We start from the raw sequence: 19538 nt of genomic DNA, 5'->3' as shown, positions 1-19538 counted from the left end.
TTATCATTAGGTTTATTTGTAAAATAAGCGATAGTTTCACGTTTGGGGAATGTATAGACAGATGCCTTTGAACAATGTATAAATATAGAGTTAAGTATTAAATTTCAGAAAGAAATTCCTGATACTCAAAAGCATGGATTCCATTACACACATGGCACTTGGCGCTTGCATTGGCGAAGCTGTTTTGTACAAACGGCTTGGCAAAAAAGCGCTGGCGGTAGGAGCTACTGCACAAAGCCTTCCCGACATAGATGTGCTGGCTTCTTTGTGGCTGAAGCCACCGGAAAATTTATTAGCTCACCGGGGTATTACGCATTCCCTTTTATTCGGGCTTGTTGCTGCAATTCTATTGAGTATTGTAGTAAAAAGAATGTTGCGATCGAAAGAGATAAAATTTAGTACTTTATTCTTGTTTTGTTGTTTCCAGCTATGGCTGCATGATGTATTAGATACCTGTAACGCTTATGGGACCGGTCTTTTTGAGCCCTTTACTCATCAGCGTTTTTCTTTTCATTTACTGTATGTGGGCGATGCTTTCTTTTCTGTTTCATTGATAGTTGCTTTTGTTGTTTTAGCCTTCTTCCTTAAAAGAAATAAACAACAAAGAACAAGGTGGTTATGGATAGGTTTGCTTCCTGCCTGCTGCTACCTGATATTTGCCATCTTTAATAAAGTGCTGGTAAAGCAGCAAGTCGTAAAGTCATTACAGGCAAAGCATATACTGTACAAAAGCACCATTATTACACCCACCCCTTTCAATACATTGCTCTGGTACATTGTAGCCGCAACAGACAGTGGTTATGTGGTGGGCTACCGTTCTGTATTCGACAGGGATAGTTCGCTAATCCCCTTTACTTACTATCCTAAAAACGAAGCCTTGCTGCAGCAGGTAGATGTGAAAGTGAATGTGAAAGGACTGCTCCATTTTGCGGATAAATATTATACGGTTGAAAAGGTAAATGACACGCTTATCTTTGATGTACTGCGTTTTGGTCAAGTGCTTGGCTGGCAGGATGCAAAAGCTCCCTTTGCTTTTCAATATTTTTTAAATCCATCTTACGATAATACGCTGGTAGTACAAAGAGGGCGCTTTATAGGATGGAACAGGAAAACCATCATCAATATGTATGAACGAATAAAAGGGAGATAAGAGACACATTTTTCCCATTTTGCTGATAGATTTGTTTAAGATTGCTTATTGTACCATTTTCAATTAAGTCGTGTGCTATTCAGGCCTTCATCTTACTGCTACAGCCTGTATAACATAACTTACTTGAATGTGTCTATTGCTTGCTGCAATAGTTTGTTTACCATTATTTTCTTCTAAATATTAAAACAATACATACAATATGAAGAGGCTTATTACGCTGGTTTTGCTACTCGCATTTTATTGTGTTGCCGATGCCCAGGAAAACAACGCAGCAGGCATTTTTGATAGTCACACCGATGTAGGCGGCGCAAGTGTAAAACGCGGCTCAGCCACCTACATCCCTGAGACGGAGCAATATGTTATCTCCGGTGCGGGCTATAATGTGTGGGGCGATCATGATGAGTTTCAGTATGTATATAAAAAGATGAGCGGTGATTTTATTTTGTATGCCAGAGCAGAGTTTTTGGGCAGTTGGGTAAATTACCATCGTAAGGTGGGCTGGATGATACGTAAAAGTTTAGATGGCAATTCGCCACACGTCAATGCCGTAGAGCATGGCGATGGACTCACTTCGCTGCAGTTTCGCCGTACTGCCGATGCACAAACCGAAGAACACAAGTTGCCTATTACCAAAGCCAATATTTTGCAATTAGAAAGAAAAGGCAATACCTACATTATGCGGGCTGCCGTATTTGGAGAGTTATTTACCGTAGATTCTGTTGCTGGTATAAATCTTGGCGATGATGTGTATGTAGGGCTGTTTGTAGGCTCGCACAACGCCGATGTACTGGAAACCGGAGTGTTTAGCAACGTGCGGATTTCGGTGCCCGCACCAGCCTCCTTGGTGCCTTACAGGCAATATCTCGGCAGCAACGTAGAACTTTTGGAAGTGGCTTCGGGCAGGCGCCAAATTATTTACACTGCGCCTAATTCTATACAGGCACCCAACTGGATGCCCGATGGCAATAGCCTCATTTATAACAGCGATGGACTGATATATAAATTTGACCTTGCCAGCCGCATGCCACAGGTGCTCCATACCGGTGAGGTGAAAAACAATAACAATGACCATGTGATTTCTTTTGATGGCAAGATGCTGGCACTGAGCAGCGGCGTAGAAAAGCTGGGTGGTTCTATTATTTATACTGTACCTATCACCGGCGGCAATCCCAAACAAATTACACCTGTTGGTCCTTCGTACGCACACGGGTGGTCAACAGATGGACAAAGTATTGTATTTACCGGTCAGCGTAACAAAGAGTTTGATATATATAAAGTGCCTTCCAATGGAGGCAAAGAAGTGCGTTTAACCACTGCCACCGGCCTGGACGATGGACCAGAGTACACGCCTGATGGAAAGTATATTTATTTTAATTCTGTACGCTCCGGTTTGATGCAGATATGGCGGATGAAACCGGATGGGAGCGACCAGGAGCAAGTAACTAACGACAGCTTAAACAACTGGTTTCCGCACATATCACCTGATGGAAAATGGATAGCTTTTATTTCTTTCCTTCCCAGCGAAGTAAAGCCGGATGACCATCCGTTTTATAAGCACGTGTATATAAGACTGATGTCAACAGAAGGCGGTGCACCTACCGTAATTGCTTATGTGTATGGTGGACAGGGCACAATAAATACACCCTCGTGGTCGCCCGACAGTAAGCGCATTGCTTTTGTAAGTAATAGTGGCAATAACGGCGGAAATAAATAATTGCAGTTGAGTAATTATCGCAGAGGAAAGAGAAAACGAAGTTCACGAGGGGGTGATACTATTTTCAATTTGGTAGTATGATAAAGCAGAAGCCTCAGCTTTTATACAGTAATCTAATTGAAATATATAATAATCTCCGTATTAACTCCCCTTTCTCTGCGGTAATAAAACGTTATCGCTCCTCGCCATTTAACTATAATGTTTTGCCAATGATAATACCTACAATAACAGCAATGATAACCAGCAGCCAATAAATAATTGTATTGATTTGCTTTTTTACAAGTAACTGTTTCTCACCTTTTACTTTTTGCAGTTCCTGCACTTGCTGCTGGTGCTGTTGCATAGTATTGGAGAGTTGGCCGGAGAGCAAGGCTAACTCTTTTTTATACAATGCTTCTGTGTTCTCTACGTCTTTGGTATGCAGTTCTGCAGTTGCTTTTATATGCGCTTCGAGGTTTTGAATTTGTTTTGTATAATTGGCTTCCAATTGCTTCGTAATATCTTCTACCAATTTTGCCTTAGAGTGTTGCAGTTCTTCCACTGTGCGGTTGTACATATCATTAAAATACTGACCAAGCGCAGTAGGGGTAATAAATGCTTTATCAGCTACTTTTTGCAGTAGTGTATTGTCTTGCTGGTGCCCGATAGCAGTAAGAAAATAGCAACTTAGTTGTAGTGCTGCTTCGGCAATATCCGGCTTGTTAAATATGTCTAATTTATCACCTCCACCTCTCGAAATAATCAGCAGGTCGGCCTCTTCCTGATAGTAGTGCAGTGCATTAATAATTTCTTTTTCGGAAGTAAGATTAATACGTTCAAACCGGAACTCATAAAAGGAAATGGCTTCCTCCAACTGGTGCCTGATATCACTGTCAATAATGCCCGTTTTACCAATGAGTATAACGATGCGTACAGGTTCGTTTTGAATGATTTTTGTTTTAATAAACGCATCTACATCCTTATACCCGTTCTTTGCTTTGCATTGCAAAATATCCAATGCTTTTATCTGTTCGGGTGTAAATTGACTCTCCTGCTGGTGAAGCAGTTCGGTTACATTCAACTGTAGTTCTATACGTGCGCCATTAGCCTGTACTTTCTTGGTAAGGTAAGCCTGGCATTCAATGGTTTGCTGCGCAATTAAATTTGATCTTATGATAGCCGGAACGATTAAGGTAATGCAGGCATCCGAAGCCTCATCCCGGAGCTGATCGTAATAATAACCGTTATAATTTTGACCCTTGCCCGGGATATAGGTTCCTTTGGCTGTAATAATCCTCCTGGTAGCTTCGCTGTTCAAAGCATTATTGAAAATATTTACAATTGCCGATGGGCTATACACCACACTTTGTTTTTCTTCCGTTAGCGTCATAACGGGTGCAAATTACAGCTAATTTGCTAAAAAAATTAGGATTATAAAGTAGTAAAAAGCCTGCATTGTTTGTGCAGGCTTTTTGTTTTAAAATAATTGTTTGAACTGCAAAGACACAGCGAACACAAAGAAGCACTCCAGAGCCCGTGACCTGCGGATAAAGAACTATCGCTAAACTTATTCTCCCGGAATCTTTGTAGTTCCAAAAGCTTATAAATTTAATCGGCTCTCAACATAATAATTGCATTTCTTTTATCAACTCTTTTAAATAGGTAAGATGCCTGCCTACCTTCCGCTGCTTTATTTCTTTATTAAGAAAATACTGCAATAACAGCAACATTGCATAAGCCCCAAACCTTATGGCAACAGGAAGGGAATGCCATTTATCTAACATGCGATAATGCTGCACATATGGTACTACTTCCACTAATAGTATGAAGAAGAGCAGTATGCCACGCATGCCGGCAACTTCCCATTTCGCTCTTTTTTCCAGTAGTTGTACTTGCTGCTCCAGGTTTGTTTTTATCATTGCATCCATGCCTTCCATTTTGCTTGCTATACGGTAGTTGTAATAAGCAAAAACAATGATAGCAATACAAAAGACAACATAGCTCCAGAATAGTATGCTTGTAAGTACACCATGTATATCGTGTAAGTTGGTAGTGAAAAGCATGAGCGGAATAAGGAACATGAGCACCATTTGTCTTCTGAATGTTTTTTTGAGGGCTGCTACCGGCCCATAACTTTTTTGTTGTAGTATTTTCATTATATCTGTGTTTATATTTTTTACAGGCGTTTGTTGCCACATTTTCTTTAAATCATCCAGTTCCATCATCAATTATTTTTTGTTAGCTGACGCAATTTTTCTTTTATACGGTTCATCTTTACGCGCAAGGTTGCTTCGCCAATGCCAAGTATGTCTTCCATCTCATTGTAAGAACGGTCTTCCATGTACAGCATCACAATGGCTTTTTCTATTTCGTTTAGTTGCTCAATGGCTGTATATAATTGTTGTAATTGTTCCTCTGCTGCCATACCGGAGCTTTCATCACTGATATTTTCGGGGAAGCTTGCCGGCTCGTAAGACGTAATGAAGTTCTTTTTCTTTCGCAACCCTGTGATAGCTGTATTGATAGCTACTCTATACATCCATGTACTCCATTTTGCATCGCCTTTAAACTTCGGGTAAGCCTTCCAAAGCTGTATCACCATTTCCTGAAACAGGTCTTGCCGGTCCGCATCGGTGTAAGCATACATACGACATACTTTATGAAGCAATAATTCATGTTCCCTGATATGTTTTTCAAACTGCCTTTCTGCTTCCTGCTGTTGCAATGGAGATAACGTTTATAGTAGTAGTCGCAAGTTGATGTTATTTGTTACAAGTGGAAGAAAATATTTTTCATAATGCATGTATAAAAACACAAAGCAGCCATGAAGTGTGCTTCATAACTGCTTTGTGTTTTACTAAAATAACCAGTATGTAATTGCTTTTAAATATTAATTTTTAATTCTGCTGCCCAGAAATCGCATACTGCAGCATCATAGTGGGTGCAAATTACAGCCAAGCTGCTAAGCGTATTAGTATTTAAAACATAAAAAAGCCCTTCCTAAGCAAAGAAGGGCTGAAAGTGCTCAGCGTGAAACTGTTTATACATTGTAACGTAAAGCTACAATTGCGCCTCAAAGCGAGAACATGGTAGCGGTTTAGCAAGTCTTATATCATAAAGAATAACGCAGCATGGTGATATAGCAATTGTAAGTAGATGCTACTTGGTTAATTATTCTGTTTTTGGCGCTTACACCTGCCGGGTTTATTGAATGTTTCATTTTGATAGCGTGTGGGTATTACACTGCCCGAAGATAAATGTTGGTATAAGAGGTAATATTATTACGAAACCTTACTATCCAGGCATGTTGTGTTTTTAATTGGTTTTTGTAATATGACAGTACAACCGTGGCAGCAATACATATAAGCTTAAGTGGTTGGTGGAGCTTAGATGGGAATATCATTCCCATAATGTTCCTATAAGGTTCCTGTAAAGGTAGGAGAAGAATAGTGCGGAATTAGGGTTGTATTAGCAGCAGTGTTGCACCATGTAAATGTAAGAAAACAAAGAGATATACAGTTTTTTGTGCAAGAGCTACTAAGCAATCGGGTAATATTATTACGTTGCTTTGCCTTGTTGTATATGCTTAAGTATTACCTGGATGTACATGGTATATTTAGTATGCATTTTTATCTCCCTTCATAGTAATATAAATGGTTTGAAATATAATACGTATGTCTAACCACAAACTCCAGTTTTCCATATACCATATATCGTGCTCTACCCTGCCTTTCATTTGCTCCAGCGTTTTGGTCTCGCCTCTATAGCCGTTTACCTGAGCCCAGCCGGTAATACCGGGTTTTAAAAATTGCCTTACCATATATTTATTAATAAGCTTGGAATAATCTTCAGTATGCTTAAGCATATGCGGGCGAGGGCCAACTAAACTCATTTCTCCTCTTAATACATTGAAGAATTGCGGGAGCTCATCCAAACTTGTAGCTCTTAAGAAGCGACCAACTTTAGTAATGCGGTCATCATCGCGCGTAGCCTGTTTGGCGTCAGCATCTTTATTTACTTTCATACTGCGGAATTTTATACAGCCAAAAGGTTTATTGTTTCTCCCTGTGCGTTGCTGTATAAAGAAGACATGCCCTCTGGATTCAATTAAAATAATAAGCGATATTAAGGGCGTTAACCATAACATTACCACCGCTATGACCAATGAGCTCAAAACTATATCAAATGCCCTTTTTTTTATCCTACTGCTAATGTCTGAAAGTGGTTCTTTCCGGGGTGTTAACACCGGAATATCTCCTAAATAGTTGATATGCATGGAGCATCTAAGAAAAAGCGAAAAATCTGGTATTAGCCTGAAATGTATACATTCCTGATCGGCCTGTTCCATTATTTTATAAATATCCAAATTTTGTTCTGGTGCAATGGTTGAGTATATATCACTTACCTGATATTGTTTTGATAATTCGATCGCTTTATCCATAGAACTGAGTATAGGATAATTTGAAAGTTCCCGTACGTTTTCTGGGGCTTCACAAAAACCAATAACTTTTGCGCTCATGCCTTCTGTTTCGAAGTAGGTGGCGAGCTGTTTTGCCCTATCGTTAAAACCAAGTATAAGGATATGGCGCATAAGTGATTTGCTTTGCTTGAAATGGGAGTACACACCCAAATAAATAAGGCGATTGATAAATAGCAGCATAGCATAGCCGCCCAATATAATTGCTATATGAATACGTGGAAGCTGATAGAATTGAACAAAAAATAGGCTCACTATGATTAATGCTGACCAGTATAAATAAATGCGTGCTGTACGGCGCGAAAGCAATTCGAAAGAAATAATATTTTTCCCATGATATAAATTGCCAATCCAGGCGATTAATAACCAACTTACATTTAATGCCATCCAAAAATAGCCATGTTTTATCACAGGAAACCTATCAATAGATTCCACTGTATGCCAGGATATCAGCATCAGTAGATTTAAAAAAACTACATCGAGTGTTAATACTGCATGCCGTATTAAACCCGGAAAGCGGTTGCTCATAAAAAGTATGCTGTTTTTGAATTTGTAGGCGTGAACAATAATGAGAATTTAAAATCCAGTTAAGATATTAGATTGCTAAGCTATGCATTAAGCATATACATTACCTTTACTGATTATTAAGATGCAGCTTAGATGTACGCAGGCACCAAAAAAGCGAGTTTAAACTTATTAGTATTCATTTATCCAATATCATTCACATGAGTAATGCAGGATTGATTTTGTATTTTAGAACAATTCCCTGGAAGTTATTATTCCTTTTCTTCGGCCTATTTTTTATAGGTGAAGCCAGGGCAACCAATTATTATTTTTCCTCTTCTAAGGGTAATGATTCACGTACAGCTATTCAAGCGCAAAATCCTGCTACTCCGTGGCAGTCACTCAAAAAATTAAACTCTTTTTTTAATAATCTAAAGCCGGGTGATTCTGTGCTATTGAAGAGAGGAGATACATTTTACGGTTCTATAACTGTTTCAACATCAGGTGCAGCCTCTTTGCCAATTGTTATAAGTGCATATGGAAGAGGTGGAAAACCAGTTATCAGCGGCTTTACTACATTATCTTCATGGACTGATTTAGGAAACGGCATTTACAAAAGTAACTGCCCCGAATGCGGTGTGACTGATAATATGCTAACAATTAACGACAAACCGCAAATGATTGGCAGATATCCTAATAGAAGCTATTTAACTTTTGAATCTCATGTTTCTAATACGTCTATAACCGATAATGAATTAAAGAACTCTCCCAATTGGGCCGGTGCAGAAGTTGTTATAAGAAAAGACAGGTGGATTATAGATCGCAACAAAATTAAAAATCATTCAGGTAATACCATCTCCTATACCTCTGCGTCCGCATATTCAGCTATTGATGGATATGGTTATTTTATTCAAAATGATCCTAAAACGCTGGATACTTTAGGAGAATGGTATTTTGAACCAAAGAATAAAAATGTACTTGTTTATTTTGGCTCTTATAACCCTGCTCTTTATATTGTGAAAACAAGCAGTATTGATACATTAGTATATCTCAGATATTGTAATTATATCACTTTTGACGGACTTTCTTTTCAAGGAGCAAATGTTTCTGCATTTGAACTAATTGCTGCCGGTCATATTGCTTTACAAAATTGTTCTATAGATTTCTCCGGAAAGAATGCGATTTATGGTGCCTGGTCTCAAAGTTCTCCATTTTTCAGCCTGACACATTCCATTATAAATCACACAAATAACAATGCTATCACTTTAAGCGGTGATTTTCCCAATGCATTGATAAAATATAATACTATAAAAAATACTGGTCTTATTGCAGGTATGGGCGAAAATGGGGGGAACTCATATGAAGGTATTGATATTGAAGGCGCTAATAGTATTATTGAAAATAATGAAATTGACAGCTCGGGATATAATGCTTTAAAATTCACCGGAGATTCAATAAAGATTAAAAATAATTTAATAAAGGGATTTACATTGACAAAAGATGATGGCGGTGGCATTTATACATGGAATGGCTCTAAAAATGCAACACCCCATCATGGCATGCAAATAGAAGGCAATATTATCTTAAATGGTATTGGTGCTGGTGAGGGAACAAACAATCAAAATTATTTACCTTCCGAAGGCATTTATTTAGATGATAACAGCTCAAATTTAAAAGTCTTTGCGAACACTATTGCTAACTGTTCACATAGTGGAATATATCTTCATAATTCACATGAAATACAGGTTCTAAATAATACTACATTTAATAATGGCACTCAAGTTAATATTAGCCACGACAACATTTTGCCAACATCCCCTACAAGAAATGTAGCACTTCAACATAACGTCTTCTTTTCTTCTGATGCGAGTTCTAATCTCTTAAAATTATCAACTATTGCAAATGACATTAATCTTTTTGGAATTGCAGATAGTAATTATTACGCCCGGCCATTAGACGATAACTATACTATTTCTACCAGCCAAAGCTCATTATTGCCTGTTGAAATGCATAACCTTTCAAAGTGGCAATCATCATATCAAAAAGATATCCATTCAAAAAAATCTCCTAAAGCTATAGTCCCCTATTTTCTAAAGAAACTTATAGGCTTAAACATGGTTAATAATGGTTCTTTTACTAACAATATAAATGGCTCTTCTTCCTGGAATTCGTCAGGTAGTTGTATTGCCTCCTGGGATGGTTCAGGAAAAATTAATGGCGGTGCTTTAAAAGTAAGCTATACAAAACAAACTAACGGAAGTACGGGTGTTGTTGTGCCAGTAGGAAAAATAAGTTCAGGTAAGGATTACATATTAAAATATAGTGTGACAGGCATAAAGCCAAAAGGGGAAATTTCTGCTTTTCTAAGGCAGAGCAATTCTCCTTATGCTAATTTATCAGCTATAAAATATGATTCAATAACCACAAAAAGATCGGATTACACAGTTCTATTTTCTTCATCTGCAACAGAAAATAATGCCAGCATTATTTTTCAGGTAAATGATTCCTATGGTACTTTCTGGTTAGATAATATTGAATTGAATGAAGCTAGTGTGACAATAACCAACCCAAAAGATTCTATCCGTTTTGAATATAATGCTACTACTAAGGATAAAAGTATTATTTTGAGTGAGACTTACTTAGGAATAGACAGTACAACATACTCAGGTAAATTAATACTTAAGCCTTACTCGTCAATTATCCTACTAAAGAATACTCCTCTTAAAACATCACCTATACAATCTTTGAACTTTGAAGGTAAAAAAAAGGGTACTACTGTTAGTTTGCAATGGGAGACAAGTAATGCCTTTAATACAAGCTCTTTTGACATTCTTAAATCTTCTGATGGGGTGCAATTTAAAAAAATTGGGCAGGTAGCTGCTAATAGTATAGCATTAACTTCTTCTATTTATACATTTAATGATAACACCTTTTCCGATGGCAAAAGCTACTATCAAATAAGAGTAGTGAGTAAAGATGAAAAAAACACTTATAGCAAGACTATAGTACTACCTTCTTCTGAAAATGTTAAGTTAAGTGTAACGCCTAATCCTGCTTCTAATAAGATATGGGTATATAGCAATTTTTTTCAAGATTATAGAAATGCTGTATTGACTCTTCATGATATTAAAGGGAGTGTAATCAAAGTCATTCCTATTACTTCTTCATATAAAAGTATTCCCATCGATATTTCCAACTTAGCAAAAGGCACTTATATTATAACGCTCGTTGATGGAAATACCATCTGCAATCAAAAGTTTATAAAGCAATAACTGAAATTTATTTAAGAGAATTTAAACGACCATTATCAATTTCTAAATCTTTAAAAGATAGTATAGAAGATATAGAAGAGAAATTACATCCTGGTTTATTGGTTATAAAAGATGGTGTTGGAAAAACAGGATTTCGCACATTCAATTCTCGCTAGCTATCTTATTCTTTGAATCTTTTATAACATACAATTCAAACAACTTTGCTACAATTCTGTTAGCCGTTTTTCCATTCCATAACGGCGGAATACCGGAATCTTTCCATTTGCCGTGCTGAAGTTGATTCAGATAAGGTATCAGGTTAAGCGGATCAGTCCCAACCAGTTCATTAGTTCCAATAGTAACTGTTTCCGGCCGTTCAGTAGAATTTCTAAGCGTAAGGCAGGGAATGTTTAAAACCGTTGTTTCTTCGGTAATCCCCCCGGAGTCGGTAATCACTGCTTTTGCATTTTTTACCAGATATATAAATTCAAGATACCCCATCGGATCTACCTGAATCAATTTTGGATTGGAGTACTGAATTACATCTAATATTTTTTTTGTGCGTGGATGTACAGGAAAAATGACGGGTAAATCATTTGTATTTTCCAATATAACATCCAGCAAATTTTCGAGATTACCTGCATCGTCCACATTAGCAGGCCTGTGCAGCGTAATAAGAAAATAGTGCCCTTTGCTTAGTTGATATTGCGCCCAAATATCCGGCTGTTTTATACGGGTAAGGTTCTGAAATAATGTGTCAATCATCGTATTACCAACAAAATGAATTTTGTTGCGCTGTATGCCAGATTCACGGAGGTGTTGATTTGCTATTTCACTGGTAGTAAAAAAATGGTCACAAATGGCATCGGTAACTATCCGGTTTATTTCTTCCGGCATCGTTCTATCGCCTGAACGAATTCCCGCTTCTACGTGTACTACATCAATACATAATTTTTTAGCAGTTATGGTACAAGCCAGTGTAGAAGTAACATCTCCCACCACCAATACAACATCCGGCTTATTTTCCTGCAGTTCCTTTTCAAACTTTATCATAATTGCTGCAGTTTGCTCCCCCTGACTTCCTCCGCCCGCTCCCAAATTAACATCAGGCTCTGGTATGCATAATTGCTCAAAAAAGTCGGCACTCATTTTTTTGTCGTAGTGCTGACCTGTATGTACCAGACGGTATTCAATGTCTTTGCCTTTTTCCTGCGCCTGCTTGATTGCTTTTATAATAGGTGCTACTTTCATAAAATTTGGACGTGCACCAGCTACAATAGTTATTTTCATATAGCTTCCATTAATTGATATTTCTGATCGTATTCATGTATCAGGGCAACTGTTTCATTTATATTATCTTTTGAAGATGCTCCAAACAGTATAGACTCGATGTTTGGAAGACCGCATACATATTCTATAGCTTCCTGAGGTGGAATAGCGCCCGCTGCTAATACCTGCATAGCAATTATCCTTACCTTTTTTGTTTCTAATACATGTTGATATGCTTCCTTACTGCCAGACATCCGGAAGCCCACTTTATTAATAGAGGTACAGATAATCGGATTTTTAATGCCCACTTGTTCAAGCGCATTTAATAATTTAGGCATATTCATAGTTATAAAGCCGGCCTCTGCATTATACTTCCTTTCCACATACTCCTGAAAAGCTTTAAGAACGTTGCCCATTCCCAAACCCAATAAAAGATCGGTTATTACATTCTGTAAAAAAATAACCGGTGTTTGTATGCCTTTAAACATTTTCATTTCTGCATCTATCATCAGTTCCATTATGGATAAATAATCTTTAGACAGATAAGCCATTCCGCCTTTAAATAAAGAACCCAGAATGTTTCCCGGCACATACTCTCTTAGCGTACCTGCTATTCCTAATTCTGTAACTGCATTGGCATATTTATGAGCATAAGGCATACAAGGATATATTTTAAAATCCTCATACTTTTCCGGCCTCTTCCTTATAATATCGCATATATTGGCTATACGGTCGTGCGTGGTACACATAAAGGTATTAACGCCCGCAGCTATTGCATGGTTCAACGCCTTTATAATCGCATCATCGCTTTTGAACTTTATAGATTGCGCTCTTGATTTTTCTTCAGATACGTGATTAACAGCAAAAAACTGGTTATCACCATAAAGTATCCTTTCCATGGTTAATTAATTTATATTGTTTTTAATAAGGGAGATTGCCTGATCCGTTTTCCAGGCGCTTTCAAAATTGTTGATAGTATTAGGCACTTTTTTTTGTATAGCTTTTATAAAATAATCTACCTGATCGGAGTACTCCTCGCCTCTTAAATAAAAATCTACAGACTGCGTCAGGTCTGTTATGTACTTCACATTCCAGCCCTTTGTATAGTTATCCGGGCAATCGGATGTTTTAAAATGAACCTTCAGTTCGCTGGCATCACAGATTATTTTTCCCTGGCTGCCAATAATGGTTATTGATGTTGACATTTTTCTATAGGTATCGTCGCTCCAGTTTACTGACAGTACTCCTGAAACTTTTGAAGAAAGCTCTAATAGCGTAAATACTGAATCCTCGACATTCTTGGAGTAGAAGGATTTTAAAATAGTGCCTTTTACTCTTGTAACGGGCCCTAAAATATAGTTGATCAAATCAACAACATGAGACGCATAATCCAATAGGCAACCCCCACCTTCGGCCGGGTCGGAGCGCCAGTTATTCTGCTTTGGACGTACTACTACAGGGCCATAAGCTTCTCCTGTAAAATGGAAAATATCTCCCAGGTAGCCTCCATCAATAATCCTTTTTACTTCGCGGAAGGTGCCAATGAATTCATTGTGGTACCCTACCTGGTTTATTAAACCTTTTCTTGCAGCCAGTTCTACCAGGTCCTTTCCCTCCTCCGTACTTAAACACAATGGCTTTTCAGCAAAAACATGTTTTCCTTTTAGCAGCAGATTTTTTACAATGGGTGCATGATACTTTGTAGGTACCGCTACAAATACTGCTTCGGGCTTTGCTTTTTCAATCATTTCCTCATAGTCTGTATAGACTTGAAAAGAGGAATACTTTTTAAACACGTCCAACACCATTTTTGAAGTATCAGCAACTCCCACTACTTCTACATCATGATGTGCGCCTAAAATTGATAAATGGGATATGCCCATTTTACCAGCACCAATCAATGCAACTTTTATCATTGTTTGTTGTATTTTAGTATTGCTTGTTTAAATAGTTGATATGCTTCTTTTCCTTTATTAATGAGGCTCATATTTACATCCTGGGAAGCTTTAGCAGCTATCATTGCTTCTACTTCTTTGTATTGCAACTCACTTTTGTGTATCATTAGTTTTTCAGCAATAAGAAACCTATCTACTTCCAGTAGTTCGCCCTGATAAACGGAAACAGTAGGAACACCTATTAATGCCATTTCTCTGGTCATTGATCCGCCTGCTCCAATAAATAAAGCGCAGTTGGTAGCTACCTCTTCAAAGGGTAAGGGCTTTACCGGAACTTCTATACCTGAAAAAGCGGATTGTGTATAATGTGCTAACTGCGCTTTCTCCCGTGTTAAAATGGTTATTGGGTGATGTTCTTTCAATTCAAGCAACAACTGATCTAAGAAATTATGTTTTCCCGAATAATATTGCGCAGTGGATGGCTCGGGACGTACATAAATTGCATGCTTACTGAAATCCTTCGTAGCTCTTTTGCTTTGTATATCTACTCCTTTCGGCCATAAATAAACGCCTTCCTTTATTCCAGGATATTTACAAACTTTACTTCGCTTTGCGCCCATTTTTACCACTTTTGACAGAGAGAGATTTTCCGGAATAAATATTTTTGTAGCAAATAAAAAAGCAGGGATATTGCCCAGGGCATGTTCGTTATCATTGGTATAAATAGAAGGGATTCCCAACAACCTGGCAGTTAGTGGTAAATAAAAACTGCTCTGACAAATAGCTACATCAATTCTTTTATTTTTTAAAAAAGATAACAGCGCATATATTCTTAAAGGGAAGGCGAGCAACTTTTTAACAGTCGTTTTTTTAACCTCTGTTCCTATAATAGTATGCTCCCAATTTCTTTGTTTGATTAAGTCAACTGTGTTGGCAGAATCTCTGCAGGTCAATACAATCTCGTGCCCGCTTTTAGTAAGTTCATTTATTAAAGGTTCAAAAAAACTTACTTGCGGAGAATTGATAAAATCTATCCAGATTCTCATTTGAAATGATTATTTGCTAAATGTTAGGTTTATGGATGTGACGAGAAGATTGACAGAGAATGGCACTGCAATAAATAAGACGATTGCCTTATATAACTTTTAATAAATTTTCCTGATTAATAATTATTTTATCAAAATCTTAAGCCTGATAGGTGTGGGAATTAACGGGCGGCGCAGGCATTGATATGTATGACTAGCATAATTAAGTGATTAAGGTAGCATATAAAACGTTTTCATCAGTGTACATCAACTTACAACTCAGTATTTTGTTTCAGTATATAGTAAATACTTAACAAAAGGAAGATTTGTTTTTCCAGATTTCTGCCATTCTGATGGTTGGATAAGAGTTTCATTACAGCATTCATATCAAACAAGGTACTAAACGCTTTATCACTTGTGAATACTTTTTCAATATCGTTTTTTTGTTGTCTGAACCAGGCTTCCGTTGGAGATTTAAAGTTTAATTTTTTTCGCTCGGTAATAGTTGTTGGCAAGTATTCTTTTGCAAAATCCTTATGAATTATTTTCCCTCTTTTCGAATTGAATTTGTACCCGCTCTTTAATGATTCAATAAAATCAATTAAGTCGTTATCCAAAATAGGCACTCTGCATTCAAGACTAAAGTGCATAGATATCTTATCGGTGTACATCAATAAATCATCAGCAAGTGAAGTGCGTAAATCGTAATATAGAAACAAGTTGCTGGTGCTTGCTTGTTCCGGTGTTCTTTCTTTCCATATTTGTTTGAAAGCATTTTGCTGTCTTAATAAAGCGTTTCTGTAAACTTTACGGCTTGCAGCGGTCATCAAATTAGTTACTTCACTAACAGAAGAAATAGCATTGAACTCTACCAATGAACTAACATCATCAGCGTATTGCATAGAAGAGATTAGCCTCCTGAATCTTTCATTTCTGTTATAAATAAACCGAACACTTTTGGTCAATGGCAGTAATGGTAAAAACAAGCGCGACTTTTCCAGCAATGGCAAACCCTTATACTTATTATAACCGCCCAAGGGTTCGTCAGCTCCCTGCCCGCTTAAAACTACTTTTACTTTGGATGCTGCCAGCTCGGAAAGAAAATACATTGGAATGATGGAAGTGGTGCCAATGGGCTCTTCTACTATTTTAGCAATTGCTTCTACAGAATCTAAGAAACGTAGAGAGTTGATTTTTTTAGTATAGTGCTCTAAGCCTATTATTGCTGCCGTTTGTTTTGCATATTCAATTTCGTCTATATTATCATGCTCACCCTCAAAACCTACAGTAAAAGCTTTTATGCCTGTTTTTGACCTTTGTTTTGCAATAGCAGCTACTAATGCAGAATCCACTCCGCCGCTCAATAATATACCTACTTCTACATCCGCCATTAATTGCCTTTCTACCGCTTTCTCAAACAAGTTGCCATATTCCTTTACCAGATTTCGATAATCGCCTTTTTTAGTGCCTAATGACTTTGGTGTAGCAACAAAATAGCTTTTGATTAAGGAAAGATTTCCTTTAAGATTGAATACAAGTAACTGCCCTGGCTCAACCTTATAAATATTTGTATATATGGTGGATGGAGATGGTGTGTACCTCATTCGCAAGCTACTCATTAATGAGCCTTTATCAATTGCTGGATTTAAGAAGGCTCTAAGCGGTCTGATTTCGGAAGAAAATAAAAGCTGATTGTTGTGAAAGTAATAATATAAAGGCTTTACACCAAAACGGTCTCTTGCGAGATAAAGGAATTCGTTTTCTACATCAAGATAAGCAAATGCAAAAATGCCGTTTAAATCTTTTAGGGTGTTGTATATGCCAAACGTTCTAAAATAGTTTACAATTGTTTCTGTATCCGAATGTCCATTAAACGTAATATTAGGTAGTTTTTCTTTTAAATCTAAATGGTTATATATCTCACCGTTGAATGTAATACAAGCTTTCCTATCATCAGCAAACATAGGCTGGCTGCCCGCTTCACTTACATCCACAATGGATAACCTACGATGCAAAAGATGTACTGAATTTTGATTTATTTCAAAAGATTTTGCGCCTGAAGCATCGGGTCCGCGATGTTTGATTTGATCTAAAACAGTAGCGTTAATTGTGGCATTAACAGCACCCAGAATTCCACACATATTTTACTTACTAAAGGTTAAAATTATTCCACTGGAAGTATCCATCTTCATATCACTATAAGAGATAGGAGAATCGCTATAATGAAGATATTTCTTAGCGAAAAACGGGGTCGCCCAGCTATATAATACTTTTACCGGTTTTAGTAACTTGGGCAATTTTAAAAGCTTTTCATAAAAGCGATAATTGTAATCCCCAAAATAGATCCTATTAACTTCCTTAAGGCCTGATGGTTTTATCAATCGTTCCTGCACACTGTTTACATCATAATGCCTTTGCCAGAACACTTTCTGATTCGTTCTTGATTGCTCACCGTAAACATTTCCTTTCACATAAAATTCTTTATAGAAACCTTCATTAATCAAAGTAGTAAGTATATAAATACCGCCCGGCTTTAGAAGTTGTGCAGACAATTTCATGGCAGTACTATCTGTTACGCCTTCGAAATGCTCGATTACGGAAATATTAGTAATTATATCATAAAAACGCTCTTGAAACTTTTCAATCAGAAAATCCTTTTCTACTATATGAAGCCGTTTTTCAATTTCAATATCAGGCATAAATTTGCGGGCAAAATCTTTCTGCTTTTGGACCCAGTTAAACTTGTCAACACAATAGATATTCCAATTGGTGTGAACTAAAAGATATGTTGGTAATGGTGATTCTCCACTGCCAATGTCTAAGAAATTTAATTTTTCTTTGAACCTATGCTGCAATTGTTGTAGAATATATGGCAATTCAGCACACCTTTCATAACTTAAAGATTTAATTGCATAGGTGTAACCTTGCAATCTATGATGCCTTGTAATCTCTGCAAGAAAATGAGAGTCAATTTTATAATTCATAAGTTTCTAATAGATTTAAACTATATAAATATGGTAAAACAGCCCACCTGAGCATTTGGGGATTTCTCTTATTGTTAAAAACATCTATGCTGGAATATATTTTATCCTTGTAAATAAAATTCTTATTAATTGAAGATGCTATTTTTTGAGCTTCTTCAATGTCACCCACCCGTACAGCACACTGAAGCATTTCCGAGTTATCATACAAATCAAATTTGATTAAACCTGGTTTATTTTGAACAGAAAATCGCTTATACATACCCTTTTTTTCATCCCACAGATTTAGTTTGAGATAAGAATAGCCTTTATGTATCACACTTTCTATACCTGGTAAGTCGAGATTATAGTTTTCTGATTTAATTAAATTTTTTAGAACTATACAAGAGTGAAAACAATCAATGAATGGCTCTCCCTCCTCAGAATAAAACCACGAACCATCAGGCTGCTGTTGATTTTTTATATAATTAAATAACCTTGTTACTCTCTTTAGAGTATTCAAAGAGTAATCAAAATACTCATCTAGTAATATTAGGGCGTACATAGTGTAAGAGACTGAATTTACTACTTTTCGATCTTTATATGGGCCGTAAGACGTTGCTTCAAATTCCTCATTTTGCGCTAGTACATGAATGTCCTTATCAAAAAAATCGTATATAGACTTACAGACGTCTTGATAAATACCTCTTTGGTTAGTAACCTTTTCATGCATAATTAATGCCTCCAGTACATAAGGAGTAATTGTAGTAAATGGAGTAGCTTTAGGATATACTACTGCTTTGGTAACAGGATGTGTAAAATTCAATCCCCACCCAATGCCATGCGCTCCCCTTAAATTATTCTTTAATAACCAATTAATATGTAGGTCTGCATATTCCAAGAATATTTCTTTGCCACTAATTTGATATAATCTATCAAGTATCATGGCTGCAAGCGCCCGAACAATAGCATATTCTTGTTTATTGTATCCTATCCGAAGGCTATTATTCAGAAAGATATCCGCACAAGAAGCTATGCCTGCAATACCTTTTATTACTAGACTACCATCATAAAATCTATGTTTGATAGTAGCACCCAACCTCGTTTTCCAGAAATCATATGGATCATATGTTGACAAATCAGTATTCAAACAGAACTGTTTGATTATTTGTTCACTTTTTATTTGTGTCTGTAATATAGAGCTAGACTTCATTTTAAACCTTCTTTTACTTTTTCTACTTATATAAGCGATCTATTACGTTTGAAAAAACACTTACCATATTATTTACATTACTTTTAGTCAGAATTACGTGA

At 36.9% G+C, this 19538-nt stretch carries 14 protein-coding genes; 3 read left to right on the top strand and 11 right to left on the bottom strand.

Annotation, left to right across the window (positions count from 1 at the left end; genetic code table 11):
- Positions 1 to 133 precede the first annotated feature (133 nt).
- Positions 134 to 1150, top strand: a complete 1017-nt coding sequence (locus FC093_RS06285; protein WP_137260896.1) for a metal-dependent hydrolase — start codon at positions 134 to 136, stop codon at positions 1148 to 1150.
- Between the two features lie 199 nt (positions 1151 to 1349).
- Positions 1350 to 2864: a TolB family protein gene (locus tag FC093_RS06280; RefSeq protein ID WP_137260895.1), complete on the top strand. Its 1515-nt coding sequence runs from the start codon at positions 1350 to 1352 to the stop codon at positions 2862 to 2864.
- 193 nt (positions 2865 to 3057) lie between these two features.
- On the opposite strand, the gene FC093_RS06275 is transcribed toward FC093_RS06280, so the two are convergent.
- From FC093_RS06275 to FC093_RS06260, 4 genes are all read right to left on the bottom strand, one after another.
- Positions 3058 to 4233 (bottom strand): exodeoxyribonuclease VII large subunit, encoded by a 1176-nt coding sequence (locus tag FC093_RS06275; RefSeq protein ID WP_137260894.1) that lies wholly within the window; start codon positions 4231 to 4233, stop codon positions 3058 to 3060.
- A 229-nt stretch (positions 4234 to 4462) separates the two neighbouring features.
- Entirely contained in the window at positions 4463 to 5068 is a 606-nt protein-coding gene (locus tag FC093_RS06270) for a hypothetical protein (RefSeq protein ID WP_170971009.1), read from the bottom strand.
- The gene (locus FC093_RS06265; RefSeq protein WP_137260892.1) at positions 5068 to 5568 is read right to left on the bottom strand and encodes an RNA polymerase sigma factor; all 501 of its coding nucleotides are present in this window, start codon (positions 5566 to 5568) and stop codon (positions 5068 to 5070) included. The genes FC093_RS06270 and FC093_RS06265 overlap by 1 nt, the downstream gene beginning before the upstream one ends.
- Before the next feature lie 891 nt (positions 5569 to 6459).
- Entirely contained in the window at positions 6460 to 7848 is a 1389-nt protein-coding gene (locus FC093_RS06260; RefSeq protein WP_137260891.1) for an undecaprenyl-phosphate glucose phosphotransferase, read from the bottom strand.
- Between the two features lie 197 nt (positions 7849 to 8045).
- Here FC093_RS06260 and FC093_RS06255 point away from each other — a divergent pair, with 197 nt between their 5' ends.
- Positions 8046 to 11096, top strand: a complete 3051-nt coding sequence (locus FC093_RS06255; protein WP_137260890.1) for a right-handed parallel beta-helix repeat-containing protein — start codon at positions 8046 to 8048, stop codon at positions 11094 to 11096.
- A 141-nt stretch (positions 11097 to 11237) separates the two neighbouring features.
- Here the strand turns inward: FC093_RS06255 and wecB are convergent, their stop codons facing one another.
- The 7 genes from wecB to FC093_RS06220 all read right to left on the bottom strand — a co-directional run bounded on the left by wecB (position 11238) and on the right by FC093_RS06220 (position 19374).
- Positions 11238 to 12365, bottom strand: coding sequence for a non-hydrolyzing UDP-N-acetylglucosamine 2-epimerase (wecB, locus tag FC093_RS06250; RefSeq protein ID WP_137260889.1), 1128 nt, complete (start codon positions 12363 to 12365; stop codon positions 11238 to 11240).
- Positions 12362 to 13243: an aldo-keto reductase family protein gene (locus FC093_RS06245; protein ID WP_137260888.1), complete on the bottom strand. Its 882-nt coding sequence runs from the start codon at positions 13241 to 13243 to the stop codon at positions 12362 to 12364. Before FC093_RS06245 ends, wecB begins: the two co-directional genes overlap by 4 nt.
- 6 nt (positions 13244 to 13249) lie before the next feature.
- The gene (locus FC093_RS06240; RefSeq protein WP_137260887.1) at positions 13250 to 14260 is read right to left on the bottom strand and encodes a Gfo/Idh/MocA family protein; all 1011 of its coding nucleotides are present in this window, start codon (positions 14258 to 14260) and stop codon (positions 13250 to 13252) included.
- Positions 14257 to 15285, bottom strand: coding sequence for a DUF354 domain-containing protein (locus tag FC093_RS06235; protein ID WP_137260886.1), 1029 nt, complete (start codon positions 15283 to 15285; stop codon positions 14257 to 14259). The genes FC093_RS06240 and FC093_RS06235 overlap by 4 nt, the downstream gene beginning before the upstream one ends.
- 251 nt (positions 15286 to 15536) lie before the next feature.
- Positions 15537 to 17405: an asparagine synthase (glutamine-hydrolyzing) gene (gene asnB / locus FC093_RS06230; protein ID WP_137260885.1), complete on the bottom strand. Its 1869-nt coding sequence runs from the start codon at positions 17403 to 17405 to the stop codon at positions 15537 to 15539.
- A 3-nt stretch (positions 17406 to 17408) separates the two neighbouring features.
- A complete protein-coding gene (locus FC093_RS06225; protein ID WP_137260884.1) occupies positions 17409 to 18248 on the bottom strand; it encodes a class I SAM-dependent methyltransferase in 840 nt (279 codons plus the stop codon).
- The gene (locus tag FC093_RS06220) at positions 18238 to 19374 is read right to left on the bottom strand and encodes a prenyltransferase/squalene oxidase repeat-containing protein (RefSeq protein WP_137260883.1); all 1137 of its coding nucleotides are present in this window, start codon (positions 19372 to 19374) and stop codon (positions 18238 to 18240) included. The genes FC093_RS06225 and FC093_RS06220 overlap by 11 nt, the downstream gene beginning before the upstream one ends.
- Positions 19375 to 19538 lie beyond the last annotated feature (164 nt).

This window comes from Ilyomonas limi (assembly GCF_005233845.1).
Lineage (GTDB): Bacteria > Bacteroidota > Bacteroidia > Chitinophagales > Chitinophagaceae > Ilyomonas > Ilyomonas limi.
Note: the sequence above shows the minus strand (reverse complement) of the source record. Positions and strands in the feature narration are given on the sequence as shown.